Below are 24,066 nucleotides of genomic sequence, written 5' to 3' on the forward strand. Positions count from 1 at the left end.
GAAGCAATCGTTTCCGACCGTGGCTGCCCTGCAACGCATCGGCTGGCCGAAGGATTTTTATTATGACAATGACGGCTGAACCCGATCATACAGCGCGCAGACCTTTCGGTTCGCGACTGACAGATCGCCTGTCGATGAAAACCAGAAAATTGATTTGGGTGTGGAGCTTTCTGGCTCTGCCCATCCTTTTCTATAGCGTCATCCGCTTTTATCCGACGATTGAAGCATTCTGGTTGTCTTTCACCAACTGGGATCTCATGAGTCCGCCGGAATTTATCGGCATCGCCAACTATCAGAAGCTTTTTGCCGATCCTGAATTCTGGAAAGTGTTCAAAAACACTTTCATCTACCTGTTGGTCGGCACGCCCATCAGTCTGGTTCTGGCTTTTGTCATCGCTTACTATCTGGACCGTGTCAGGCTTATGCACGGTTTCATTCGAGCCTTGTATTTCCTGCCTTATCTGACCACAGCTGCAGCAATGGCATGGGTATGGCGCTGGTTTTACCAGCCTGCACCAATCGGCTTCATCAATAATATTCTGAGTTCCCTTGGCTTGCCGCAACAAGGTTTTCTGCGCTCGGTTGATCAGGGGCTTTATGCCATCATGGCAACCTCAATCTGGGCAGGACTTGGCTTTCAGATCATCATCTTCATGGCGGGTTTGCGCGCGGTTCCCGGCACATTTTATGAGGCGGCGCGCATTGATGGCCTCGGCGAATGGGCCATTCTGCGCAAAATCACCATCCCGTTGCTAAAGCCAACAACTGTGTTTTTGGTGGTGTTTTCCTCAATCGGTTTCCTGCGCATCTTCGATCAGGTCTACAACATGACCACCAATGATCCCGGTGGTCCACTGGGATCAACCAAACCACTGGTACTGATGATCTATCAGACGGCATTTTCGTCCTATGCAATGGGCTATGCGGCTGCGCAAACGATCATTCTCTTCATCATTCTGCTTTGCGTCTCCCTGTTACAGCTCTGGATTCTGAGGGAAAAGAAATGACCGCGCCTGCACAAACCAAATCCCTCCCGTTCCAGAATCTGAAGCCCGGCCGCGTCATCACATGGACTTTGCTGTTCATCGGCGGACTGATCATGATCACGCCACTTGTTTTCATGTTTTCAACCTCGTTGAAAACTGCAAGTCAGGTCTATGATTTGAGGCTCATTCCCGCGGAGCCCACGCTTCAAAACTATGCCACCATTCTTGCTGACGGGCGCTTTCTGCGCTGGTTCATGAATTCGATGATCGTGGCCGTGGTCGTAACCTTGTCGAACGTATTTTTCGACAGTCTGGTCGGTTATACGCTGGCGAAATTCCAGTTCCGAGGCCGCTATTTCATCTTCCTCGCGATCCTCTCGACCCTCATGATCCCGACCGAAATGCTGGTTATTCCTTGGTATCTGATGTCGAGCAAGCTCGGCTGGCTGGACAGCTATTGGGGCATCATGTTCCCCGGCATGATGACTGCTTTTGGTACCTTCCTGATGAAACAGTTCTTTGAAGGCGTGCCAAATGATTTCCTCGAAGCCGCACGTGTAGACGGGCTTAACGAGTTCCAGATCTGGTGGAAAATTGCCATGCCATTGGTCACCCCGGCTCTGTCGGCGCTGGCGATCTTTACCTTCCTCGGTAACTGGACCGCTTTCTTCTGGCCACTGATCGTTTCAACCAGTCCGGAGCTTTATACGTTGCCGGTGGGACTATCGAGCTTTGCAGTTGAGCAATCGATCCAGTGGGAAATGATCATGACCGGCGCAGCGATCGCTACTTTGCCTACGCTTATCGTTTTCATGCTGCTTCAGCGCTACATCGTACGCGGTGTTATGCTGGCAGGTCTGAAAGGTTGAACCATGTCTGATCTCGACCCAAAATTGTCCGACAACAGCGTGTTTCCAAATCCGGTTTATAAAGAAACCGTGCTTCGTCCGCTGTTTGATGGTGCCAAGACACACCATGTTGATGGTTTCCGTCGCATTGACCGCGCTCATCTGGTGATGCTGGTTGAAACCGGTATTCTGGATCGCGAACAGGCGGCACAGATTGCCTGCGCGCTTGAAGCAATTGATCAGGAAATCAATCCGGCTGAGCTGACCTATACCGGTGAGGTAGAAGACTTCTTCTTCCTCATCGAGAAGGAACTTAAAGCCCGTATCGGTGCCGATGTTGCGGGGCGCTTGCATACTGCTCGTTCGCGTAATGATATTGACCACACGCTGTTCAAACTTGGCCTAAAAAAGCACATTGATGCGTTGCTGGCCAAGTCACGGCACCTGCTTGATGTGCTGGTTGCAGCTGTTGAACGTGAACAGGCAACATTGATCGTTGCCTATACCCATGGGCAACCGGCACAGCCGACCACATTCGGGCATTATCTCGCTGCGGCTACGGAAGTACTAATCAGGGATATCGAACGCCTTGAAGCCGCCCGCGCGATTGTAAACCAGTCCCCGATGGGGGCAGCAGCCATCACCACCTCCGGCTTTCCGATTGACCGCAAGCGCGTCTCGGAGCTGTTGGGCTTTGCTGCCCCCTTAAACAATTCCTACAGCTGTATCGCAGCTGTGGATTACATCACCTCGACCTATTCCGCGCTGGAACTGATGTTCATTCATCTGGGAAGGCTCATTCAGGACTTCCAGTTCTGGACGAGCTTTGAAGTTGGCCAGATTTATGTGCCGAACGCCTTTGTGCAGATTTCTTCAATCATGCCGCAAAAGCGCAATCCGGTGCCGATTGAACATATGCGTCATTTGTCGAGCCAGACAATGGGGCGTGCCCGCACTGTGCTGGATGTGATGCACAATACGCCTTTCACCGATATGAATGACAGTGAAGGCGAAACCCAGCAAATGGGCTATGAGGCTTTTGCCTCTGCCGGTCGTGTGCTTGATCTGCTGGCGGCCTTCATCGAAGCCATTCGTATCGATCCGGCACGAGTTGCTGAAAATATCCGTCGTTCGTGTATTACGATCACGGAACTTGCCGATTCACTGGTGCGTATTGAAGGCCTGTCGTTCCGTCAGGCGCATGCGATTGCAGCGACTGTAGCACGCGCGGTGGTGGCTCAAGGTGGCGGGCTTGAGAAAGATGGCTTTGCGCCTTTCCTTGCAGCATTCCATGAAGCAACCGGACGCGAACCATCCTTCGATCAGGTCAAATTTGAAGAACTGGTTTCGCCGCAGCATTTCGTTGCTGTGCGTAGCCGTTTAGGCGGTCCGGCACCAGAGCCAATGCGCGAGGCCCTCGCGCGTTACCAAACAAACGTTGCGGGTTTAACAGCACGCGCTGCAGAGCACGAAGCTTATGAAGCTAAAGCCAATCAAGAACTTAATGAAAAATTCAGCGCACTTGCGGAGACACGTTAATGGCAACCATTGAACTCGAAAAACTTGTCAAACGTTACGGCAAGGTCGAAGCAGTTCGCGCAATCGATCTGCAGATCGAAGACGGAGAATTTGTCGTTTTCGTTGGCCCTTCCGGCTGCGGTAAGTCGACAACTCTGCGTATGATTGCCGGTCTGGAAGATATTTCCGGGGGGCAGTTGAAAATCGGTGGCGAAGTCGTCAACGAACGCGATCCGAAACAGCGCAATATTGCAATGGTATTCCAGAATTATGCGATTTATCCGCATATGAGCGTACGCCAGAATATTGGTTTCGGCCTTTACACCTCAAAACTTTCAAAGGCGGAAAAGGCCAAGCGGATTGAGGATGTTGGTGCATCATTGGGGCTGACACCCTATCTCGATCGTCGTCCTGCGGCTCTGTCCGGTGGGCAGCGTCAGCGTGTGGCAATTGGCCGTGCAATGGTTCGTAATCCTTCAGCGTTCTTGTTTGATGAACCATTGTCGAACCTTGACGCGCAATTGCGCGCACAGATGCGCATTGAAATCAAACGCCTGCACCAGAGCCTCAAGACAACCACAGTTTACGTGACCCATGATCAGGTTGAAGCCATGACTATGGCCGACCGTATTGTGGTGATGCGCGATGGTAATATTTTGCAAACCGGCACGCCGACCGAGCTTTATGAGCATCCGGTGGATGTGTTTACAGCACGCTTTATCGGCAGCCCGTCGATGAACCTGCTCAAAGGCCGCCGCAAAGGCGATACGGTCGAGTTCGGTGCTGATGGCGACATGTTGATCGGTATTCGCCCACATGAATTGACCGTCGGTGAAACCGGCACTGAAGGCGGTATATCGCTGCAAGGTGTGGTAACGGCGGTTGAGCCGCTCGGAGCAGAAACTCTGGTTCATCTTGATGTGAATGGTGATGCTGTTATTGCGACAGCACCGGGCAAAACCGTTCCAAAGTCTGGCACGACACTGAGCGTCGTTGCGCCTGCTGGCAGCCTGTATCTGTTTGATGCCAAGACAGAAAAGAGCCTCGGTCGCCTATAATGTCAAAACAGTTCAAAACCCCTGCGGTCCTTAGCATAGGACGGATTTATTGCGACCTGATTTTCACTGGCCTTGATGCGTTACCGCAGCCAGGCAGAGAAGTTTTTGCAGGCGACATGAAGATCGTAGCCGGCGGCGGCGCCTTTATTTCCGCCGCCCATTTTGCTCATGTTGGCCGCTCGGTGGCGTTGGTCGCACGACTTGGAACGGACAGCCTCTCAAAGGGCATTTCTAAGGACTTGGCCATCGATGGTCTTGATCTGCGCTTTCTGGAAACTTCAACTGAGGCTGGGCCGCAAGTGACTGTGGCTAGTGTTATCGGCAACGACCGCGCGTTTCTTTCGCGCCGTGCGGGCTCCGCACGGCCATCCACCCTTGATGACGCTTTGACATGGAACAATGCGAAACATCTCCACATCGCAGAATATGCGACGTTGCACGAAATACCGGATTTGATTGCTAAAGCTAAAGCTGCCGGGCTGACCGTTTCACTAGATCCAAGTTGGGATGAAACTCTCATCTATAGCCAGGACTTTCTGAAAAGCTGTGAAGGCGTGGATATCTTCCTGCCTAACAGCGAGGAAGCGGAAGCCATTACCGGAGATCGAGATCCCCGCAAAGCAATCGGTGTTCTATCGAAGCACTTTCCAATCGTCGCTCTGAAGGCGGGCGAAGAAGGAGCATGGCTGAGCACCGGGTCGATGGAGATGCTTATTCCTGCTGACAAGGTAGACGTTATAGACACGACCGGTGCAGGCGATGCTTTCAATGCTGGTTTCATCGACTCATGGATTGACGGATGTAGTCCGGCCGACTGTCTGGCTGCGGGTGTCAAAAGCGGTAGCCTGGCGGTTCAGGCCGCAGGTGGGGCTTCCATCCTGCAGAGTTAAGCTGGCAGAAAATCATTCAACTATTTCAGCATGGGGTCTTTCATGGTCACGACATCATTTATGCGCAAAGAGACAATAGAGGCCTCGGCCGTTGTTTCGCGTTTGCTGACTGAAGAAGCCGCAACGATCGCGGCAATCAAACGTCTCTATGAAGAGCGTAAGCCACGTGTGATTACGACGGCTGCCCGCGGCTCATCGGATCACGCTGCATCCTTCTTCAAATATCTGTTCGAGATCAGCGTTGGCTTGCCGGTGGCTTCAATAGGTCCTTCGGTGACATCGGTTTATAACAGCCGCTTGCAGCTGCAGGATGGATTGCACTTTACGGTTTCGCAGTCCGGTGCCAGCCCCGACATTGTTGCGTTGCAGAGGGCGGCCAAACAGGGCGGAGCGATTACCGTGGCTCTCGTCAACGTAACCGACAGTCCTTTGGCGCAACAGGCCGATATTGTGCTGGGGTTACACGCAGGCAAAGAACAGAGCGTAGCTGCAACCAAATCCTGCATCGCGGGCGCTACCGCACTTGCCGCCATCACAGCAGCAATCAGCGACGACAGTGCGTTGCAAGCGGCGCTCACCAGACTGCCGCAGGCATTGGACGCAACGACGAGTGCTCCAATCGATGAGGCATTGATTACAAAACTCGCCTCAATTGAAGGAATGTATGTCGTCGGACGAGGCACTGGGTTTGCAGTCGCATTGGAAGCTGCCCTTAAGGCCAAGGAGACCTGTGGCATTCACGCAGAGGCTTTTTCGTTGGCCGAAGTTATGCATGGCCCCATTCGTCTGGTTCACAGCGGCTTTCCAGTCTTGACATTTTTGAATGAAGACGAAGCATTCAGCGCCAGCAACCAGGCAGTCGACCGTCTGGTTGGTCTTGGTGCTGATGTTATAGCGATTAGCGCTCGAAGCGCTCAACATAAAGCTATCGGGATCACGCCAACGGGACATGGTTTGATTGATCCGCTTGTAGGTCTAGGGGCTTATTACGGCTTGATTGAACGCGTTGCACTAGCCCGCGGTTTTGATCCCGATAAGCCTATGAATCTCAGCAAAGTCACCGAAACCGTTTAGTTTTATCACCCTTTAACGTCGCCTCCTGGACTTGCCCTATGCAGGTTCCCAATAGCTTAGCCCCGGCCAACAATTGTTGCCGGGGCTTTTCTTTATGGTAACGGGGGGCCTGTTTCCTCAGACTGCCATCATTATCGGCGTTGATATTTTGGCATCTGGCGCTCTAGAGACAGTAACCTTTGTTACATGGGGGGCTTGGAGTTGACCCTTTTCCCTCCCACATGATTTTCAGTATTCGGTTTAAGATCCGTTTCGTGCTAGCGTTTTTTTATTGATTAGTGGGCTTTAGATTTGGTTTGCTTTAAACGCAAAAAGCCCCGTCGGAGACGGGGCTATTTTTGATTTGGTTGCGGGGGCACGCAACCACCGATACCGACATTCGTTGCGAGTGGCAATTTAGGCTGTAAACTGCAATGGCTCTTGCCTTCTCTCTGAAGTTAGCCGGTAGATTCGCTTGAATGTTGATTTTGCGCTGAGCGCTGACCACTCCTCAGCGCAAAATCAACATTCAAGCAGATGAGAAGCGTCCCGAACAGAACCGGCTTACGGTTTGTCATGCTTCGTTTTCCCACATCGTCAAGTTTACGATGTCCTTCCAAGGTCATCAGTCGCGCGCCAAGGCTTCGATCGGGTCAAGTTTCGTGTTTTCCTTTGGTCGTTTTGTTTCTTGTGCGGAACTGTTTTTGAACCGAAAGCTATCATTTCCGGTTTCAAGGATGTGGCAGTGATGAGTGAGCCTGTCGAGCAATGCGGTCGTCATTTTGGCATCACCAAACACGCTTGCCCATTCACTGAAGCTGAGATTGGTGGTGATTATGACGCTCGTGCGCTCGTAAAGTTTGCTGAGCAGATGGAATAGAAGTGCGCCACCTGATGCGCTGAATGGCAGATATCCGAGTTCATCAAGAATGACGAGATCGGAATAAATGAGTCGGTTGGCGATCTGCCCCGATTTGCCCTGGATTTTTTCCTGTTCAAGTGCATTCACAAGTTCAACGGTTGAGAAGAACCGGACACGTTTGTGGTGGTGCTCGATCGCCTGTACTCCAATAGCGGTGGCGATATGAGTTTTACCCGTGCCGGGTCCACCAACCAGAACGATGTTGTTTGCATCATTGAGAAAGTCACAGCGATGCAGCTGCTGGACCAATGCCTCGTTTATCTCACTGCTATCGAAGTCAAAGCCGTTCAGATCACGGTAGGCTGGAAAGCGTGCAGTTTTGAGCTGATAGGCAACTGATCTGACTTCACGCTCCGCCGTTTCGGCTTTTAGCAGCTGAGAAAGAACTGGAATAGCTGCCTCGAATGCTGGTGACCCTTGTTCGGTGAGTTCACCAACTGCTTGTGCCATGCCATGCATCTTTAATTGCCGCAGCATGATAACGATAGCACCACTCGCTGGATTATGACGCATGACGAGCCTCCGCCTTTCTCAAGGTGTCATAGCGTGCGACGTTGGCCTTGGGTTCATTGTTAAGGGTAAGTGCCTGCGGCGCATTAATCGGGGGTGGAATGAGAGATTTGCCGTCGACCAAACGGTGAAGCAAATTGAGGATATGGGTCTTTGTCGGCACTCCCGACTTCAGTGCCATATCGACTGCCATAAGTACGGCCTGTTCATCATGCTGTAAGACGAGGGAAAGGATATCGACCATTTCCCTATCGCCGCCCGGCTTCTTCAACAGATGAAACTGGAGTGTGCGAAACGCTTCAGGAAGCTCCGTGAAAGGAGCGCCATTGCGCAATGCACCGGGCTTTCGTTGAACGACCGACAAATAGTGCCGCCACTCATAGACAGTGTGACCTGGTGCTTCGTGAGAGCGATTGAAGATGCGTGAATGCTCGCAAATGATCTGCCCTTCGGCAGCGACCACGACAAGATCAGGATAGACACGCAGGCTTACTGGACGATTGGCAAAGGATGCTGGAACACTATAACGCGTACGATCAAAGTGAACGAGGCAGGTCGGTGATACGCGCTTGGTATATTCGACAAAGCCATCAAAAGGTCGGGAAACGGGCATGAGAGCCTGAGCTTCCTCCATCCAAAGATCGGCTATGCTGCCGCGCATTTTGCCATGCTGTGTCGTTGCCCAGAAAAACCTGCAACGTTCCTCCAGCCAGTCGTTCAATTCATTCAGTGAAGCAAATCGTGGAGCTGGTTGAAAGAACCGATGCCGAGAATCCTGAACATTCTTCTCAATCTGTCCCTTCTCCCAACCCGATGCAGGATTGCAGAAGTCTGGTTCAAACAAATAATGGCTGGCCATGGCTTGAAAGCGAATATTGACGTCCCGTTCTTTGCCTCGACCGACCTTATCGATGGCTGTACGCATATTGTCATAAATGCCACGCCGTGGAACGCCACCAAGCACACGGAATGCATGGTTGTGAGCGTCAAACAGCATCTCATGGGACTGTGTGAGATAAGCACGAATGATAAAAGCTCTGGAATAACTTAGCTTCGTATGGGCGACTTGAAGCTTTGTCCGTTCACTGCCGATAATTGCCCAGTCTTCTGACCAGTCGAATTGAAATGCTTCGCCAGGCTCAAAGCTCAAAGGGACAAACGTACCTCGACCCGATGTCTGGTTGTGCATATGAAGATCGGCCTTCCACTCGCGGGCAAAGGTGGCAACGCGACTGTATGATCCCTCATAGCCCAGAGCGACAAGGTCAGCGTGCATCTGCTTCACCGTGCGCTTTTGTTTGCGAGGTTTGCGATCTTCCGACTTTAACCACGTGGTCAGTCGGTCAGAAAATGGGTCGAGTTTGCTTGGCCTGTCCGGAACCTGAAATTTTGGTTCAACGCCATTGAGACGCAGATACTTGCGGATGGTGTTCCGCGATAGGCCCGTTCGTCGGGCAATCTCGCGGATCGATAGTTCGTCCCGGTAATGCCACCGGCGGATAACGCTCAATAATGCCATGTCGATCACTCCATAGCCCTCGCTGAAAAACAAACGAGGGAAGGTTCAAACATGGGTCAATTCTAAATGGAAATATCCGCCCAAACTGGGTCAGTTCTCAGCGGCAATCAACAGTCAGGGCCTACCGCGAGAGGTACGAGCCACCCAGCCCGCGAGGCATAGCAGTTTCCGCCTATTGCGCCGCTGAAGCCGCTGCGATGCAAGCCAAGGCGACGCTCTGGGAAGCGCGCCATCTGATTGCTCCATACTTCCGGTGCTTCGGATCGCAGCTCCTCGTTCGCTACGTGGAGGTTCACGAAATACCAGTCGATGATATCCGGCGCTCGGTGAATATAGGATTCCAGCTTGTCCTCGTAGTCATGCACCTGACCGCGAAGGTTCTGCAGTTCCTCTAGCTTTGTATCGTCTGTGAAATCTTCATCGAAATCGCTGATCAAAAGCGCGCAGTCGGCGATGGCTTCGAATATCCCCGGCCCTGGACCCGTGAGAACTGTTCGGATGCAACGGTGATCTCCGGGTGGGACTTCTGTTTTGACGAATTTCGCGTGTGCGGCCATGCGCTCGATGGCCCACGACGCATCGAGGAGGTCTCCGCAGATGTCGCGATAGGACTGGGTTGACCCGAACGAAGGGAGTGGGACGTAGACGACGATCCGGTCGTAGGCATTTGCATCAAGCGTCCGAATATTCATTTCGAATTCTTCGCCGAAATCGACCTCAAGCGTTCTGGCACTGTCCTCGGCACCGATCTCCATCTTGTTCATCCTTATTTCTGTACGAGCCGGGCTGACGCACTAGCGCTATCAACTATGCCTGATCCTCCGAACCCAAGCGATCGCGCTTCGGCAATGATCTTCTCTGCGTGCGTCGCCTGCTTGCGGCCGGGTGGTTTTCCACTCGCAGCCAGTTTTCCCTGGCTGAAGGAACCCGACCGCTGCCTCGGCTGGAGGGCCGCGTCTCCTTTACCCACGTTGTCAGGACGTGCGTGAACATCGGGTGTTGCGATGAATTCTGCGAGGCTGCTCGAGAGCTCCTGCCTTGCCCAGACCGTCCATATCGACACGATTCGAAGGTATGCTGCAGCCATGTCAACGCTCATGCATGCGCAGACGTTTGAAATCCGTCGGCCTCGAGGCGCTGGAGTATCTGCAGAAGCCGGGCACACTGTCGCTCTGTCGGAAGCCGTCCTGGTATTCCTGCGGCAACAGCGAGGATCGAAGCGTCATCGGGCGACAAGGCCTTCCGGCGGGTACCCCACGCCTTGACCTCGGACCAGAACCCGCCGCCACGCCTGAGAACCTCGGTCTGCGCCTCGATGCCGTTCAGCATTTTCTGGTCACGCACCGCGCTCCGCCTGTTTGCACGATGTTCGTCCCGTCCAACGAGCGTGTCCTCCCAGTCTTCAGGCCATGAGACCTGCAGGGTCTTGACCCTGGCCCAGCAAGCCTGCTGCTTTGCCCACTCAAGGGGATTGGCGATTTCACCCGGCCCGCCGGTGATAACCCCGTGCACCGCTTCCAGCCCGCTGCAGAGGGTGCGCTCGAGAACATCGGTCAGGCCCTGCCGTCTCCAGACCTTGTCAAGGTCTACGACGCCCTCGATCCTGGCAGCATCGAACTGCAGTTTTGCGATGGCATACGGCACGACGCGCGATCTTATACCTCCGCCCTGGTACCACGATTGCTTGGTGACAAGTCGCTCTGCCTCGCGGAATATGATTGCCTTGGCTATCGAGTGGCGGAAAAAATCCTCGTTGAACGCGTTCGAGTTCTTTTCCCATTCCTTGCCTATACTGTCTGCAAAATGCACGAAGTTCTTCTGCGAGCCCCTGCTGACGATTTCGGGAAAGCCTCGCCAGGGGTTCAGGAACTTTGCAAGATCCGTCTTGTCGATCATCTGGCTCTTCGGAAACTCGACATCGAACTTGCGTTTCTGCGCCGTCTTCAGCAGGTTCCTCGCGTCCTGATACTGGCCCCGGGCCCGTTCGTAGAACCATTTCGATTCCCTGAATGTCCCGTCCGGTGACGGCGCGAAGATGCGTCGCGAGAACTCCTGGAACCGAATATGAAAGGCGTGATTTGCGAAGAAGTCGGCCGCATTCACCTTGTTCTGACTGTTGGCAAACTCCGATATTTTCGGGACCACGTCGGATGCCATCGACGGCTCGACAATCGACAGCTTCATCTGAACGAACACCTTATCGAGGCCCGGCTCCTTCTTTCTGCTCGCAGCATGGATCGACGCGGTCGTCTGTCCGCCGTTGACGATCTGAAGGTTGCTGATGGAGGCAATCGCCAGGGTCCCGCCGCCCTGGGTGACCTTCACGCTCTCGGCGGTGGCCGTTATCCCGTTGTTGAAGGCAAAGAACATTTCCGGGTCGCGTTCGATTGTCGTCCTGATTCCCTTGTTCACACTGCCTCTGGCTTGAAGGAATACCCGGACATTCTGCTCGAGAAGCTGGGCGCCCCAGCGCTCGTAGATGGCAGCAAGGGTCGTCCCCGGAATGACAAGGAGATAGGCCTCGTAGCCTGCCTCCGACAAGTGCGCCGACAGCGCTGGGATTGCGCCACCGAAGTCTTCGCGAAGGTCGATCTCGATCTCTTCCCGCCCATGTCCGGAAGAAACGAAACGGTGCAGTCGTGCAATGTCCCAGACCGAGTATGCGACGGGAATGCCCCGAAGTTCGCTGGATTCCCTGCCTTCCACCCTGCTGCTGAGCTGTCGATTGGTAATGAGGACAAACTTGATCTTTTCGATAGTGTGCCAGCGCTTCGCGATCATGTCGGCCACACCGAAGCCTGGCGAGGTCTCTTCCAGACCCTGCCTGAACGTCGGGTCGAGCGCCTTGGAAATGAAGTTCGTCAGCCTCTTGAACGCCGCATCCATCTCCGCGCGCGAAAGTGATCTGATCTCCGAAGCTTGGGAAAAGTCCACGATGATGAGCGTGAGTTCGCCTTCATTCGAATTCGGATCGCCGGCATAGCCATCGACACGTATGCCTCGCGTCGACTGATAGAGTGCGCGATCTGCAGTGTCGAGTTCACCCGCATCGATGAGCTGCTTGCAGAAGAGGTCGAAGAACGCATCTTCCGTAAACTGACCCTCTGCATCGGCAGATGCCAGCACATCCTGAAAAAACTCGTGGTTGAACTCTGCCAGCTCCTCGGACAATCTCATCCCCCGCTGAGACACAATCTTATCGACTCTTCCGGCAGACCATATTCCTGACACTCCGACAACGCTACCGTGTATTTAACGCGCGCAACTCCCGGAAGGCAGGACGTTGTCGTCAATCGTGGAAAGCCATCGCGAACCTGAAAGATTTCGAACTGGCCCTCGACCCAGAGCGATGTCGAGTAGTCGTCTTCCCATCTGAACCCTGCAGCCTGCAGCCGCTCGTCAAGCAGAAGCAGTGCGCCCTGATCCTGGCTCTCGATCCTCATACGGATTCCGTTGGCGTAGTCGTTCAGGCTTCGGGCTTCCGGATGGCCAGACTGCGCCTCCGAAAGATCCAGAACGTGAAGAAACAGTCGGTCGAGACCCGTCTCATCCAGCTGATGCTCTGACGATATGACGACAGCACTGACCGCGCCGGCGCGCCGTGTCTTGACCTCGACCGCCGTCAGGCCGATCTCGAAATCCTTTGGTGCATCCGTAGGACCGATCCAGGCCAGCAGCGCATCGCTCGCGCTCATTACGGGAAGAAAATGCCTGTCCAGTGTTATCAGTTCGCCAATGAGACCTTTCTGCTCCTCGGGAGACAGAAGTACGGACGAACCTCCACGGAGCAGGTGATGCCAGCGCCATGTTCTCGCCACCGCCCGACCGATGGCGTCGGTCTCGCTGGTCGCCTGGGATGTGGACGCGAGAATGCTGTTGCACAGTTCGAGGAATATATCTCTGAGGGAATTGTCGAGCAGGCGGATCAGGAGACGCCCCCCAATCCCGTCCTCGCGCGACTGGATCGCCACCTCGATCCCATGCAGTCGAGGAAGCGACGGGACAGCCTCAAGCGAGCTTTGATACTCTAGGAGAAGCAGATACCTCCCCACCACATCCTTCGCCCAGAAGAAATCCCATCGCCCCCCGGCATCGACGCGCCGGGCGCTGGCTGTTTCTGCACCGACGGGGACGCTCAGGCTCCTCCATGGATCACTGCTCATCGCCCGCCATCTCCTCCTCGTCGCCCTCGTTACGGAAATGCTCCCTGATCCAGGTGGTGTTGACGATGTATTCCACCGTGTCCTCCTCCCTTGCCGTTCTTGGGAAGCTGATGCTATATGCCACCACAGGCTGCGGATCGTCGGCAACCTTGTCGGATTCCGGATCTATCCTCAGGAGATGTACGATCAGGAGGGGGCGTCGCCGAACAGCGCGATAGATCTTGTCCGGGAAGTTTACCGGCTCACCCTCTGCGGGCAGCTTTCCGTCCTGCTCGAGCCTCGCGAGATAATCACTGCGCGCCGACGCAATTTCGTCTGCCTCAAGGCCTGTCGCTTCGACCCCTCTCGAGGCGACACGCTGCTTGTTCGTGATATGCAGCGTCTTGGAGTTGCTCTGCTTCCCGGCGGTTCGGCGTTGACGGTTCAGCGTGATACCGAGATTGTCGTCGACCGTGTCCTCGTTGCCGCGCTCGACGCCTGCAACCAGGATATCCCAGCTCTTGAGCTCGTCATCAGCGCGAGCAAGGATATAGCGCTGGAGAGGATCTCCGTCTGTCAGCAACGCCCCTTCGTGGTTCTGGAACTCCTTCAAAAACTGAAGAACGGGAGCAACCGGTGCTCCGGTCACCAGCCGACCGCCTGTGACGGTCGCTGCTCCTGTCAACGGATAGCTGTGTTCCTTGAGGCTCGCTGCGAGATTCTTCGCGGCCGTGAGGTTGAGTTTCAGCTTGTCGGCCGTCCGATGGAGAATTGCGGTCTCGACGAAGCTGTTGGCAAGACCGATCGAGACAACCAGCCGTTCTCCAGAGCCCATCTTGTTCTTGGCCGTGACGAGCAGTGTGTCGGGGTGGCTGCGCACCTTGAGACCGAACTGTTCGGGGGTAGCGTTCGCCGCCTCCATTCGCCGCAGCTCATCCCTAAGCTCGTCGATTGACTCCGCTACATGGGCATACCATCCTTCCGCCTCTTCAGGCATCCAGACCCGGCAGAGATCATCGTAACCCGGTCGGTAGCCGAACCACCTGCCCATCTGCATGAGCGTGTCGTACATCATGGAATTGCGCAGGAAGTAGCTGACGATCAGGCCTTCGAGGGTGAGCCCGCGCGAAAGGGAAAACCCGCCGACGGCGATGACATTCAGGCCGGAGCCCTCATGATCGGCATAGGCGAGATTGCCTGCGGAACGACTGTTGACCTCGACGACACTGATCGGCGCGGCGGACGAATGAAGAGCCGCCTGCACTTCGCTCCACTCTGTCTCCGACGTGATTGAATACTCCTCCTGCCAGACCTCGTGAAGCGCGCGGATTTCCGGATCTCGCAAGGCGTCCCGTTCGGACTGGGCCCCGTTCACGCTGATACTTGCCTTGATGGCCTCGAGGGTGTCGTGGATCTCATTCCGAAGCTGCTGCTGAACGTCCGTGAAGCGCGATGCATTCACGAGCATCGAGTTGTGCGCAGACTGCTGGCCCCGGACGAGCCGGATTGCCCTCGCGACGATGAATGTTCTTATTGCCTTGAGAAGACTGTCGGGCAGCGCGGTGATCGCCGTGTCCCTGGGATGCTTGAGGGGAAGTATCTCGTCGTGATCCTCGATGTGGCGAATGATCTGCTTCGGCTGGTCGAGAAACACCCTGTTCGCGCCGAAATAGTTGGAAGGCGGATCGAGACTGACGATGAAGTTTCTCGGGAACAGGTCCGCGCCCCTCATCTCGTCGACAGTATCCGGATCGATGAAGATGTTCGCAAAGGGCGTTGCGGTGTAGCCGATATAGCAGCTGCGGTCGAAAAGCTTGAGAAGCGAACGGATCTGCCCGTTGATATTGGAGACAGCCCCTTTCCCATGCTTGATGTTGATGGACGCGTTATCGGCTTCGTCGTCGATGACAAGCATGGGAGCCGAGATTGTCTTGGCGCCACGCTTGCGATTGTAGTTTCCCAGCCATTCGAGAAGAATACCAAGCGTGCTGCTGTTCTTCTTGATGACGAACACTGCAGGTACTGAAAGGGAGTCCAGATTGCCACCACCCTGGCCGGCGCCAGTCGCGTTGAAGTCGCGAACGGATGTGGTGAATGTCCAGGGATGGCGCGAGCTGTCATAGCGCCCCACCCCGATGATGCGGTCACCCTTGGTTGACCCGAGGCGGGCGCTGTCCCTGCCGACAAAACCTTCGTCGATTCGCAGCTGCGTCTGGTTGCGCAGGTTGTTGTGTATACCGGCGATGACAATGATGAGCTTGTAACCCGCATCAGCGGCCTTGCAGATGAGACCGGTGTAGTTGGCAGTCTTTCCTGACTGGACGTGCCCCACGACCATGCCTCGCCGATCCCATTCACCTTCCTTCCGAGGATTCTCCATCAGGCCCAAGATACGGTCGGTCACTGCATCAAGCATCGCAAGAACCTGCCCTGAAAATCGTTTCTCGACGAGGAGCCGCCGATATCTCATCCAGTAGTAGCGGTCCATCGTCGGCTTTTCGCTCTCGAGCCACGGCGCCCATTCCCGGTCGACCAGCACCGAGCCAATCTTCATCGATACGCCGTGCTGGGCTTCGAGCTCGCGAGCCAGCCTTTCCGCGTCTGCGTCATCGACCTGGCAGTCGGGCACCAGCCTGAACTGTGTGATCCACGATCTTATTGTTTCCGGAGTTGGCAGCACTGCCCTCGCGATGAACGGCTCGACCGCCATCCGCAGATTCTCGTAGTTTTCAGTCATCTCCCCTGCCCCCAAATCTTTCGTTCAGCATGTCTTCCGTTGCAGCCCAGTGCGATCGGAACGGCTCGGTCACCCGCATCATCAGTCTCACTTCATCGGCTGACGTGCCTGAGTTGACCAGATTCTCTGCTGTGAACTCGACGATCCTACGCAGGGTATCGTCCGGGATGCCCGTGTTTCGCACGTTCTCCGGCTCACTGCCCATGTCTGCATAGAGGCTCTCCATCGGGATCGCCGATTCGATGAGGACTGTGAGGCGGTCAAATGCTGCCTTCTGCTCCTCGCTGAGAATGTCGACAAAACCCGAGATCAGCGGATGCTCCGGATTCAGCCTGTAGGAAATCTCGTTCTTGTCCTGGTGCCGGTTCCATACCGGAAGGCGGGCATCGGAAACTAGCTTCCTGCCGCGTGCGGTATATATTCGCTTCGAAGTCGCGCCGATCGTTTCAATGATGCGACGAAGCCTTTCGCGAACATTGAACGGAGGCTGGGCCGATGCCTTCTTGACGTCGATTTTCCACTCGGCGTCCAGGCCCGTGGGAATATCGATCTTCACCCGAGCCAGCTTGGTCAGCTCCGTCTGCCGCGCGAGGCCGAACCATGTCCCGTGAATGATGAGGCGACGTGCCCGGTAGACGTAGAAGCCCTGGTTCTTGAGGTAGCCGGCGCGACCTGCATTGCGCTCCCAGTCCGCCGCAGGAAGCTTCTTGTGGTGGGGAAGCGTGAAGCTCTGGATGGTGACAATGTGTCGGCCGGAGCGGAATTCCTCCGTAGGGCCGACTATTGTCGCCGGATTGCTCTGATCGAACGGATCAAAGCCTCTGAGTTCGCGATTGTTGAGCCGCATTCGCACACGCGCGTGGCCGCGCTCTCCCGAAATGTATCGATGGAATACCAGCTCGAGGTGTTCGCGTGCCAAATCGAGTGACCGGACCAGATCCCCACGCTCACCCTTCGGGGCAAGCCGATCAAGAGCTTCCCAGATCACCAGGGTTCCCTGGCTCCCAAGCTGATCGCCCCACGGTTGGGCTTCGCTCGGGTCAGGTAGCTGCAGGAGCCATTCATTCTGCTCCGCCACGAAATCAAGGTCCCAGATCGCTGCAGATCTCACGCCGTCCCTAGCAGTGATCACGGTTAGACGCCTGCATTGCGAAAACGATGCGGTCTTCAGTCCCAGACCAAACCTTCCGAGATCCGTGCCGGTACGCTCTTCGAGAGGATTCCTGCTTCCTGGACGCATCGCTGCGATCAGCTCGTCCGGGGACATGCCACTCCCATTGTCCAGAATGGCAATCTTCGGATCATCGCCAGCGGTGTCCGCGAGAATGTCAATCAGACTGGCGCCGCTTGCGAGCGAATTGTCGATGATGTCTGCGAGGGCTGTTTCGAGAGAGTAGCCAATGTCCCGCAAACTCTCGATGAGGGTTGCAGCAATGGGTGCAGCCGGAAAGGTCCTCGCCTTTTTCTTCACGACGCCGCCGCCTGCGCCGATCGTATCAGATTGTGTTTTCCAGCTCGGTCCGAGTCTGGAAGCAGGGCTCGCGGGCACTCGAAGAGTTCCCCTGCTCCCGGACTGGCAACGTCTTGATCAGGCGACATTCGACAGTCTGGCCCTTCCGATTTGTTCGTCTGCAGCGTCGGCATGCGCTGTGAGGATGGAAAACAGCGCCTCGCCGATCCAGCGGGCGAGCAAGGGGGGGACCGCGTTGCCGACCTGGATGTACTGCTCCGTCCGATTTCCCTTGAAGAAATAGTTGTCGGGGAAGGTCTGAAGTCTGGCTGCTTCTCGTACCGAAAGGCTGCGGCACTGAAGCGGATCCGGATGGATGAAATAGTGCCCGTCCTTCGAGATATGGCTCGTCACCGTCGTCGAGGGCCCGCCGGAAATCTGAACACGAAAGCGATCTGCAAACTTGCCAGTCTTCCAGTTCTCATGATTCGGGGAAAGCTCTTCGGGAAAATCGGTTGCCTTGGGTGATCGACCGACCACCTGGGCAAATACCGCCGCAAAGAAATACCGTGCAAGGTCACTCGGCATATGGCTTCGCGTCGCGTGGTTCGGAAGGTTGGAAAGTCTTTCGTCAACAAGCCAGTCCCGCAGTTCGGCGGGGCATTCGGCGGAAATCCCGTTTCCCCATGCTTCGCGGCCCGGAAGCCGGCTCATTCCCCTCAGGGCGGCGAGGCATTTTCGTGCCTGGACAGTGAAGGACAGCTGCAGGTCCTCAGTCAGACCGATGTCCAGATCTGCCACGAGGGCCATGGCATCTTCAACCACGGCACGCCATTCGTCATCGCCGTCGATACCACGGCTCAGCCCGCTTCTCAGCTTCGGCATGCCGTCGAGGACATGCTGAACAGTCGTCTTGAGAGTATGCCGCACCATGAGATCAGCCAGGGCCGCCGTCGGCAGACCTTCCGCGACATCGGCGCGCAGTCCTACAACGATGACCCGATGACGGGCCTGCGGAACGCCGAAGTCTTCGGCGCGCACGATGAAATCGGCAGCGCGTGGCTCGAAGGCCGACAAATCCAGCTGGCGGCGGGATCTCGGGTCAAGTGCAACGAGCCGATATTCGGTTGTCCCCGGCCTTTCTCCACGAAGGTCGCGAAGAACCTGATCGAAGATCCGATTCTCGCCATCCACCGATGAAGACAGCATGCCCTTGACGTTCTCCATGACAAAGGCAGCCGGCTGCAGGCGGTCCAGAATCCGGATATATTCCTTGTAGAGGAAGTGTTTCTCGTCATCGCTGGCGACGTAATCCTTCTTCCCCTGATTGCGAGCACGGCCGACGAGCGAATAGGCCTGGCATGGTGGACCGCCGATCAGGATCGAGTTGCCACCGCTTTGCTCGCGGATCTCGTCGATGCGTCGATTGAGCCGCTGGTCCGGATCTTCCTTGCCAAGCTCCAGCTGCCACGCTTCGTCCACGGCCGTGGCCCATTCGCGCGGATATTCCGTCGCCCAGTCCGGCTCGTCACTACCGCGCATCAGAAAATCATAGTACTGCTGAGGGAGCACGCCGTTGAACTGGCGCAGGAAGCTTCTCAGACGCAGGGTGGAATGTGCAGCCCTTTCCTTCTCAATCGAAAGAGCAATGTGATAGGCACGCTCACCCCCCATGCCGGGAACGCTCGAAAAGCCTTCCGCGAGCCCACCCGGCCCTGCAAAGATGTCGACGACGGAATATGATGGCAAGAATCACGCTCTTCGGAGTTGTAGACAGTATTTGCAATGAATATCATCTTCGTGTGGAAATGACAGGCAAAACGTCATGATCGACGTAGTGAGTCCGGAAAAACGATCGCAGATGATGTCTGGCATCCGCGGCAAGAATACCAAGCCGGAGCTGACACTTCGACGTCATCTTCACGCGGCCGGTATTCGATTTCGTCTCCACGATCCGGATGTAACCGGTCGCCCTGACCTTCTGTTCAAATCGAGAAGGGCAGCCGTGTTTGTTCACGGCTGCTTCTGGCATCGGCACGAAGGCTGCCACTGGTGCACCACGCCAGCATCGAACCCTGAGTTCTGGGCCGCAAAGTTCGCACGCAACATGGCCCGCGACCTAGAAGTTCGCATTGCCTTGAACGCGTCCGGCTGGCGGGTGGGCACCGTCTGGGAATGCGGCCTTCGCTCCCCCTGGCTCCAGGTAACGCTCGATGAGGTCGCGCACTGGATCAGGAACGGTGCCGGAAATTTCGAGAGCGACCTGGTGCGGCCTCGAAGCGAGACAGAGAGGCCACAGCCCACAGAATTGTTACCTATCCTGGGTGAAGAACGCAGTTACACCCAGGATAAGTAACTAATTTCGTGTTACCTATCCTGGGTCCAAACATGAGTTGAACCCAGGATAGGTAACAAGTGGCCGCATCGACACAGCAGGAACGACTGCGTGACTATATCGCAGAACACCCGATTGTACGGTTCTATGAGCTTCGGAGGGCAGGCATATTCGCGATGACCATCGCCCGAGCCGTGGAGGCAGGAGAGCTTGTGCGACTGTCACGCGGGCTCTACCAGCGTGCGGATGCAGATCTTGACACGCTGCAGGCTCTGGCTGAAGCAGCGAAACTGGTTCCACAGGGCGTCGTTGCTCTGACTTCAGCGCTCGCCTTTCACGGTCTTACGGATCAGATCCCACGCGAAGTGTGGATGGCGGTAAGCCAGAAGGACTGGGCAGTTGCGCCCGCCTATCCGCCAATAAGGATTACGGAATTCAAGGACGCCTACATGAAGCAGGGCGTGGAACATCATCAGATTTCCGGAGTTGATGTGCGGGTTTTTTCAGCCCCGAAGTCGCTTGCCGATGTCTTCCGGAGCAGGCTCGTTGATCGATCGGTTGCCATAGAGGCGCTGCGCGCAGCGCTCCAGCACCGAAAGGCGAGTCCTGGGGCCATAACCGAGACTGCGATGGCGAACGGCGCCTGGAAAAAGATGAAACCCTATCTGGAGGCCCTGACCTCGAATGGCTAGAGAAATCAGAAACAGGGCGGCTTCCATCAAGCAGCAGCTCAGCAATCTTGCTCGCCGTGAGGGGCGGGTTTTCGAAATTGTCATGGTCCGATATGCCCTCGAGCGACTGCTCTTCCGACTGTCGGTGTCCGACAAGGCCGATCGTTTCATCCTCAAGGGCGGTATGCTCGTTACACTCTGGCTGGACGGAGACAACCGCGAAACCCGCGACGTCGATTTCCTTGGATACGGTCAGGCAGACGGAGAGACGCTGAAATCGATCTTCGCAGACATTATGGCAGCCCAATACGATGACGGACTCGTCTTCGATGTCGACGGACTACAGGCGGAGGCCATCCGCGAGGAGATGGAATACAACGGGGTGCGACTTCGCACCGTAGCCTTCCTAGAGCGCACAAGGATACCAGTCACCATCGACATCGGGTTCGGTGATGCATTGGCGGGAGCCGAGATGACCTCCTACCCTTCTCTTCTCGGTATGGAATCCCCACGCATTCGCAGCTACCCTCCAGCGGTCGTAATTGCCGAGAAATTTCAAGCGATCGTGGCGCTCGGCATAATCAACGGGCGGATGAAGGACTACTTCGACCTCTGGGCAATTCCCTAGGTCGTCAGCATTCCGGATGACGAGCTTGATGCCGCGATCAGTGCGACGTTCGAGCGCAGACGAACCGCGATCCCCTCTTCGCGACCACCGGGTCTGACCAGTGTCTTCTTCGAGGATACCGGCAAGCAGAGCCAGTGGCGAAACTATGCCCGGTCGATCCAAGTTACAGGACTGGCGCTTGACGAGGTGACAGACGCGATCTGGCACTTGGTGGGGCCCTGCTGTTCTCGTTTGTTTGCCGCATCAGTCACCACCAAAGACCCCTGACGCGCTAGAAGCGGACGAAAGCGCTATGCTCGGAACCAGAAGCTAGATAAGCACGGGGGCAGGCCCGCTTTGACCCTGGGCCTTATCGCAGGCAGCGCGGGCACGCACGATATGGTCGGCATGGCCGACACCAGCGGCCAGCTGCCTTCATGCAGCCCAACAAGACACCGGCTATTTCCTGAACCGAGATTTTCGACCCCCAGCTTTTCGCAACAACACAGTGCTTTGGCTGTGAGGACATCAAGCCTTCTGACCTGAGTCTGAGTTCCTGCCAACAATCGAGACCGGAGAGAGGCTGCCTAGTAGCTCATCCATCGGACAAGCGGCATTGTCATCGCCTGCGGCCAGCCCCGCTTTGCACCTGTCGATTTTGAAATTTGTTTTTTAATGTCAGGGATTTAGCGTCTGATCGCAGTGCTATGGCGTACTGTATCGTAGTTTTGGGCTACTGCCGGGTAGCATGGGGTACTGTAGAGTGGTTGCGGGGGCAGGATTTGAACCTGCGGCCTTCAGGTTATGAGCCTGACGAGCTACCGGGCTGCTCCACCCCGCGCCAGGGTGTTTATTTTGAACCGGTTTGGTATTTTTTGCGCATCGCGCTTACTAATCTGTTTTGTATTGGTTTGAGAAGATGATTTGATTTGTGTGCTTAGCAGACCTGGCAGCGACCTACTCTCCCGTGTCTTAAGACAAAGTACCATTGGCGCTGGAGCGTTTCACGGCCGAGTTCGGAATGGGATCGGGTGCAGCCGCTCCGCCATAACCACCAGGTCGGCGAAGAACACAAATATGAGAAGCTGGTTGTCTTTCGTGCAGATAATAAAACGATATCAGTTTAAACGTTTCGAAGCGTAGCTTCGCAAGGCCGACTGGCCGTCGCCGATGTTTCGGCGTGCTGTCCGCAGGCTAGCCTGACGTTAGTCAGGCGCTCAGCCGTAAGGACATAAACTAAACTAATATCTATCGAACTTCGTTCGATGGATATTGTAAATGAGAGTGATCAAGTCGATCGAGCTATTAGTACCGGTAAGCTACATGCGTTGCCGCACTTCCACACCCGGCCTATCAACGTGGTAGTCTTCCACGGCTCTGATAGGGAATACTCGTTTTTAGGTGGGTTTCCCGCTTAGATGCCTTCAGCGGTTATCCCGTCCGTATATAGCTACCCTGCTATGCCGTTGGCACGACAACAGGTCCACCAGAGATACGTCCATCCCGGTCCTCTCGTACTAGGGACAGATCCTATCAATATTCCTACACCCACGGCAGATAGGGACCGAACTGTCTCACGACGTTCTGAACCCAACTCACGTACCGCTTTAAATGGCGAACAGCCATACCCTTGGGACCTGCTCCAGCCCCAGGATGCGATGAGTCGACATCGAGGTGCCAAACAACCCCGTCGATATGGACTCTTGGGGGTCATCAGCCTGTTATCCCCGGCGTACCTTTTATCCGTTGAGCGATGGCCCTTCCACGCGGGACCACCGGATCACTATGACCGACTTTCGTCTCTGCTCGACTTGTCAGTCTTGCAGTCAGGCAGGCTTATGCCATTGCACTCGACGAACGATTTCCGACCGTTCTGAGCCTACCATCGCGCGCCTCCGTTACTCTTTAGGAGGCGACCGCCCCAGTCAAACTACCCACCATACACGGTCCTGGACCCGGATAACGGGCCGCAGTTAGACATCCATATAGATAAGGGTGGTATTTCAAGGATGACTCCACAATGGCTGGCGCCACTGCTTCAAAGTCTACCACCTATCCTACACATGTCGACACGAATGCCAGTGTAAAGCTATAGTAAAGGTGCACGGGGTCTTTCCGTCTAACCGCAGGAACCCCGCATCTTCACGGGGAATTCAATTTCACTGAGTCTGCGTTGGAGACAGCGGGGAAGTCGTTACGCCATTCGTGCAGGTCGGAACTTACCCGACAAGGAATTTCGCTACCTTAGGACCGTTATAGTTACGGCCGCCGTTTACTGGGGCTTCAATTCAATGCTTGCACATCTCCTCTTAACCTTCCAGCACCGGGCAGGCGTCAGACCCTATACGTCGTCTTGCGACTTCGCAGAGCCCTGTGTTTTTGGTAAACAGTCGCTACCCCCTGGTCTGTGCCACCTCCACCTAGTTGCCTAAATGGAGGTCACGCTTCTTCCGAAGTTACGCGTGCATTTTGCCGAGTTCCTTCAACGCAGTTCTCTCAAGCGCCTTGGTATTCTCTACCAGTCCACCAGTGTCGGTTTAGGGTACGGTCTATATGCAGGAGCTATTTCCTGGAACCGCTTCGCTGCCAGATCAATCCAATAAGACCTGACAACACACGCAATCCGTCACTACCTGCAGGCCCACGAATATTAACGTGGTTCCCATCGACTACGCCTTTCGGCCTCGCCTTAGGGGCCGGCTAACCCTGCTCAGATTAACTTTAAGCAGGAACCCTTGGACTTTCGGCGAGGGAGTCTCTCACTCCCTTTATCGTTACTCATGTCAGCATTCTCACTTCCGATACCTCCAGGATGTCTCA

18 protein-coding genes, 1 tRNA gene and 2 rRNA genes (1 of these 21 running past the window's edge) are annotated in these 24,066 nt (G+C 55.4%); 9 read left to right on the forward strand and 12 right to left on the reverse strand.

What is annotated here, in order from left to right; translation table 11 throughout:
- Positions 1-62: 62 nt before the first annotated feature.
- From CES85_RS04590 to CES85_RS04615, 6 genes are read left to right on the forward strand one after another with little or no spacing between them, the layout of a single operon-like run.
- A complete protein-coding gene (locus CES85_RS04590; RefSeq protein WP_404903382.1) occupies positions 63-1,007 on the forward strand; it encodes a carbohydrate ABC transporter permease in 945 nt (314 codons plus the stop codon).
- Positions 1,004-1,855, forward strand: coding sequence for a carbohydrate ABC transporter permease (locus tag CES85_RS04595; RefSeq protein WP_024898680.1), 852 nt, complete (start codon positions 1,004-1,006; stop codon positions 1,853-1,855). The genes CES85_RS04590 and CES85_RS04595 overlap by 4 nt, the downstream gene beginning before the upstream one ends.
- Positions 1,856-1,858: 3 nt before the next feature.
- Positions 1,859-3,373 carry an argininosuccinate lyase gene (gene argH / locus CES85_RS04600; protein ID WP_095444838.1) on the forward strand — a complete coding sequence of 505 codons (1,515 nt, stop codon included), beginning with the start codon at positions 1,859-1,861 and terminating at the stop codon, positions 3,371-3,373.
- Positions 3,373-4,410 (forward strand): ABC transporter ATP-binding protein, encoded by a 1,038-nt coding sequence (locus CES85_RS04605; protein ID WP_095444839.1) that lies wholly within the window; start codon positions 3,373-3,375, stop codon positions 4,408-4,410. The genes argH and CES85_RS04605 overlap by 1 nt, the downstream gene beginning before the upstream one ends.
- Positions 4,410-5,300 carry a carbohydrate kinase family protein gene (locus CES85_RS04610; protein WP_095444840.1) on the forward strand — a complete coding sequence of 297 codons (891 nt, stop codon included), beginning with the start codon at positions 4,410-4,412 and terminating at the stop codon, positions 5,298-5,300. The genes CES85_RS04605 and CES85_RS04610 overlap by 1 nt, the downstream gene beginning before the upstream one ends.
- 42 nt (positions 5,301-5,342) lie before the next feature.
- Complete coding sequence (locus tag CES85_RS04615) at positions 5,343-6,374, forward strand: SIS domain-containing protein (RefSeq protein WP_095444841.1); 1,032 nt, start codon at positions 5,343-5,345, stop codon at positions 6,372-6,374.
- A 604-nt stretch (positions 6,375-6,978) separates the two neighbouring features.
- Here CES85_RS04615 and istB read toward each other — a convergent pair.
- The 9 genes from istB to CES85_RS04660 all read right to left on the reverse strand — a co-directional run bounded on the left by istB (position 6,979) and on the right by CES85_RS04660 (position 19,382).
- Positions 6,979-7,788, reverse strand: a complete 810-nt coding sequence (istB, locus tag CES85_RS04620) for an IS21-like element helper ATPase IstB (protein WP_095444842.1) — start codon at positions 7,786-7,788, stop codon at positions 6,979-6,981.
- The gene (gene istA / locus CES85_RS04625) at positions 7,778-9,304 is read right to left on the reverse strand and encodes an IS21 family transposase (protein WP_157743400.1); all 1,527 of its coding nucleotides are present in this window, start codon (positions 9,302-9,304) and stop codon (positions 7,778-7,780) included. Before istA ends, istB begins: the two co-directional genes overlap by 11 nt.
- Positions 9,305-9,411: 107 nt before the next feature.
- Positions 9,412-10,068 (reverse strand): hypothetical protein, encoded by a 657-nt coding sequence (locus tag CES85_RS04630; RefSeq protein ID WP_095444843.1) that lies wholly within the window; start codon positions 10,066-10,068, stop codon positions 9,412-9,414.
- A gap of 2 nt (positions 10,069-10,070) precedes the next feature.
- On the reverse strand, positions 10,071-10,391 hold the full coding sequence (locus CES85_RS04635; protein WP_157743401.1) for a hypothetical protein: 321 nt from the start codon (positions 10,389-10,391) through the stop codon (positions 10,071-10,073).
- Between the two features lie 8 nt (positions 10,392-10,399).
- Positions 10,400-12,481 (reverse strand): AIPR family protein, encoded by a 2,082-nt coding sequence (locus CES85_RS04640; RefSeq protein ID WP_244923226.1) that lies wholly within the window; start codon positions 12,479-12,481, stop codon positions 10,400-10,402.
- Positions 12,478-13,467: a PD-(D/E)XK motif protein gene (locus CES85_RS04645; protein WP_095444845.1), complete on the reverse strand. Its 990-nt coding sequence runs from the start codon at positions 13,465-13,467 to the stop codon at positions 12,478-12,480. The genes CES85_RS04640 and CES85_RS04645 overlap by 4 nt, the downstream gene beginning before the upstream one ends.
- Positions 13,457-16,183 carry a Z1 domain-containing protein gene (locus CES85_RS04650; protein WP_095444846.1) on the reverse strand — a complete coding sequence of 909 codons (2,727 nt, stop codon included), beginning with the start codon at positions 16,181-16,183 and terminating at the stop codon, positions 13,457-13,459. Before CES85_RS04650 ends, CES85_RS04645 begins: the two co-directional genes overlap by 11 nt.
- Positions 16,176-17,654 (reverse strand): ATP-binding protein, encoded by a 1,479-nt coding sequence (locus CES85_RS04655; RefSeq protein ID WP_167388246.1) that lies wholly within the window; start codon positions 17,652-17,654, stop codon positions 16,176-16,178. Before CES85_RS04655 ends, CES85_RS04650 begins: the two co-directional genes overlap by 8 nt.
- Before the next feature lie 117 nt (positions 17,655-17,771).
- The gene (locus tag CES85_RS04660; RefSeq protein ID WP_095444848.1) at positions 17,772-19,382 is read right to left on the reverse strand and encodes a DNA cytosine methyltransferase; all 1,611 of its coding nucleotides are present in this window, start codon (positions 19,380-19,382) and stop codon (positions 17,772-17,774) included.
- A gap of 76 nt (positions 19,383-19,458) precedes the next feature.
- Between CES85_RS04660 and CES85_RS04665 the strand changes: the two genes are divergently transcribed.
- From CES85_RS04665 to CES85_RS04675, 3 genes are read left to right on the forward strand one after another with little or no spacing between them, the layout of a single operon-like run.
- Positions 19,459-19,989: a very short patch repair endonuclease gene (locus CES85_RS04665; protein ID WP_095444849.1), complete on the forward strand. Its 531-nt coding sequence runs from the start codon at positions 19,459-19,461 to the stop codon at positions 19,987-19,989.
- Between the two features lie 59 nt (positions 19,990-20,048).
- The gene (locus CES85_RS04670) at positions 20,049-20,660 is read left to right on the forward strand and encodes a type IV toxin-antitoxin system AbiEi family antitoxin domain-containing protein (protein WP_095444850.1); all 612 of its coding nucleotides are present in this window, start codon (positions 20,049-20,051) and stop codon (positions 20,658-20,660) included.
- Positions 20,653-21,267: a nucleotidyl transferase AbiEii/AbiGii toxin family protein gene (locus CES85_RS04675; RefSeq protein ID WP_244923227.1), complete on the forward strand. Its 615-nt coding sequence runs from the start codon at positions 20,653-20,655 to the stop codon at positions 21,265-21,267. Before CES85_RS04670 ends, CES85_RS04675 begins: the two co-directional genes overlap by 8 nt.
- 743 nt (positions 21,268-22,010) lie before the next feature.
- On the opposite strand, the gene CES85_RS04680 is transcribed toward CES85_RS04675, so the two are convergent.
- From CES85_RS04680 to CES85_RS04690, 3 genes are all read right to left on the reverse strand, one after another.
- Positions 22,011-22,087 (reverse strand) — tRNA-Met (locus CES85_RS04680).
- Between the two features lie 103 nt (positions 22,088-22,190).
- Positions 22,191-22,305 (reverse strand): 5S ribosomal RNA (gene rrf, locus CES85_RS04685).
- A 225-nt stretch (positions 22,306-22,530) separates the two neighbouring features.
- Positions 22,531-24,066, reverse strand: a 23S ribosomal RNA gene (locus CES85_RS04690); it runs 1,373 nt beyond the window's last position.

Origin of the sequence: Ochrobactrum quorumnocens (genome assembly GCF_002278035.1) — a bacterium.
Classification (GTDB): Bacteria; Pseudomonadota; Alphaproteobacteria; order Rhizobiales; family Rhizobiaceae; genus Brucella; species Brucella quorumnocens.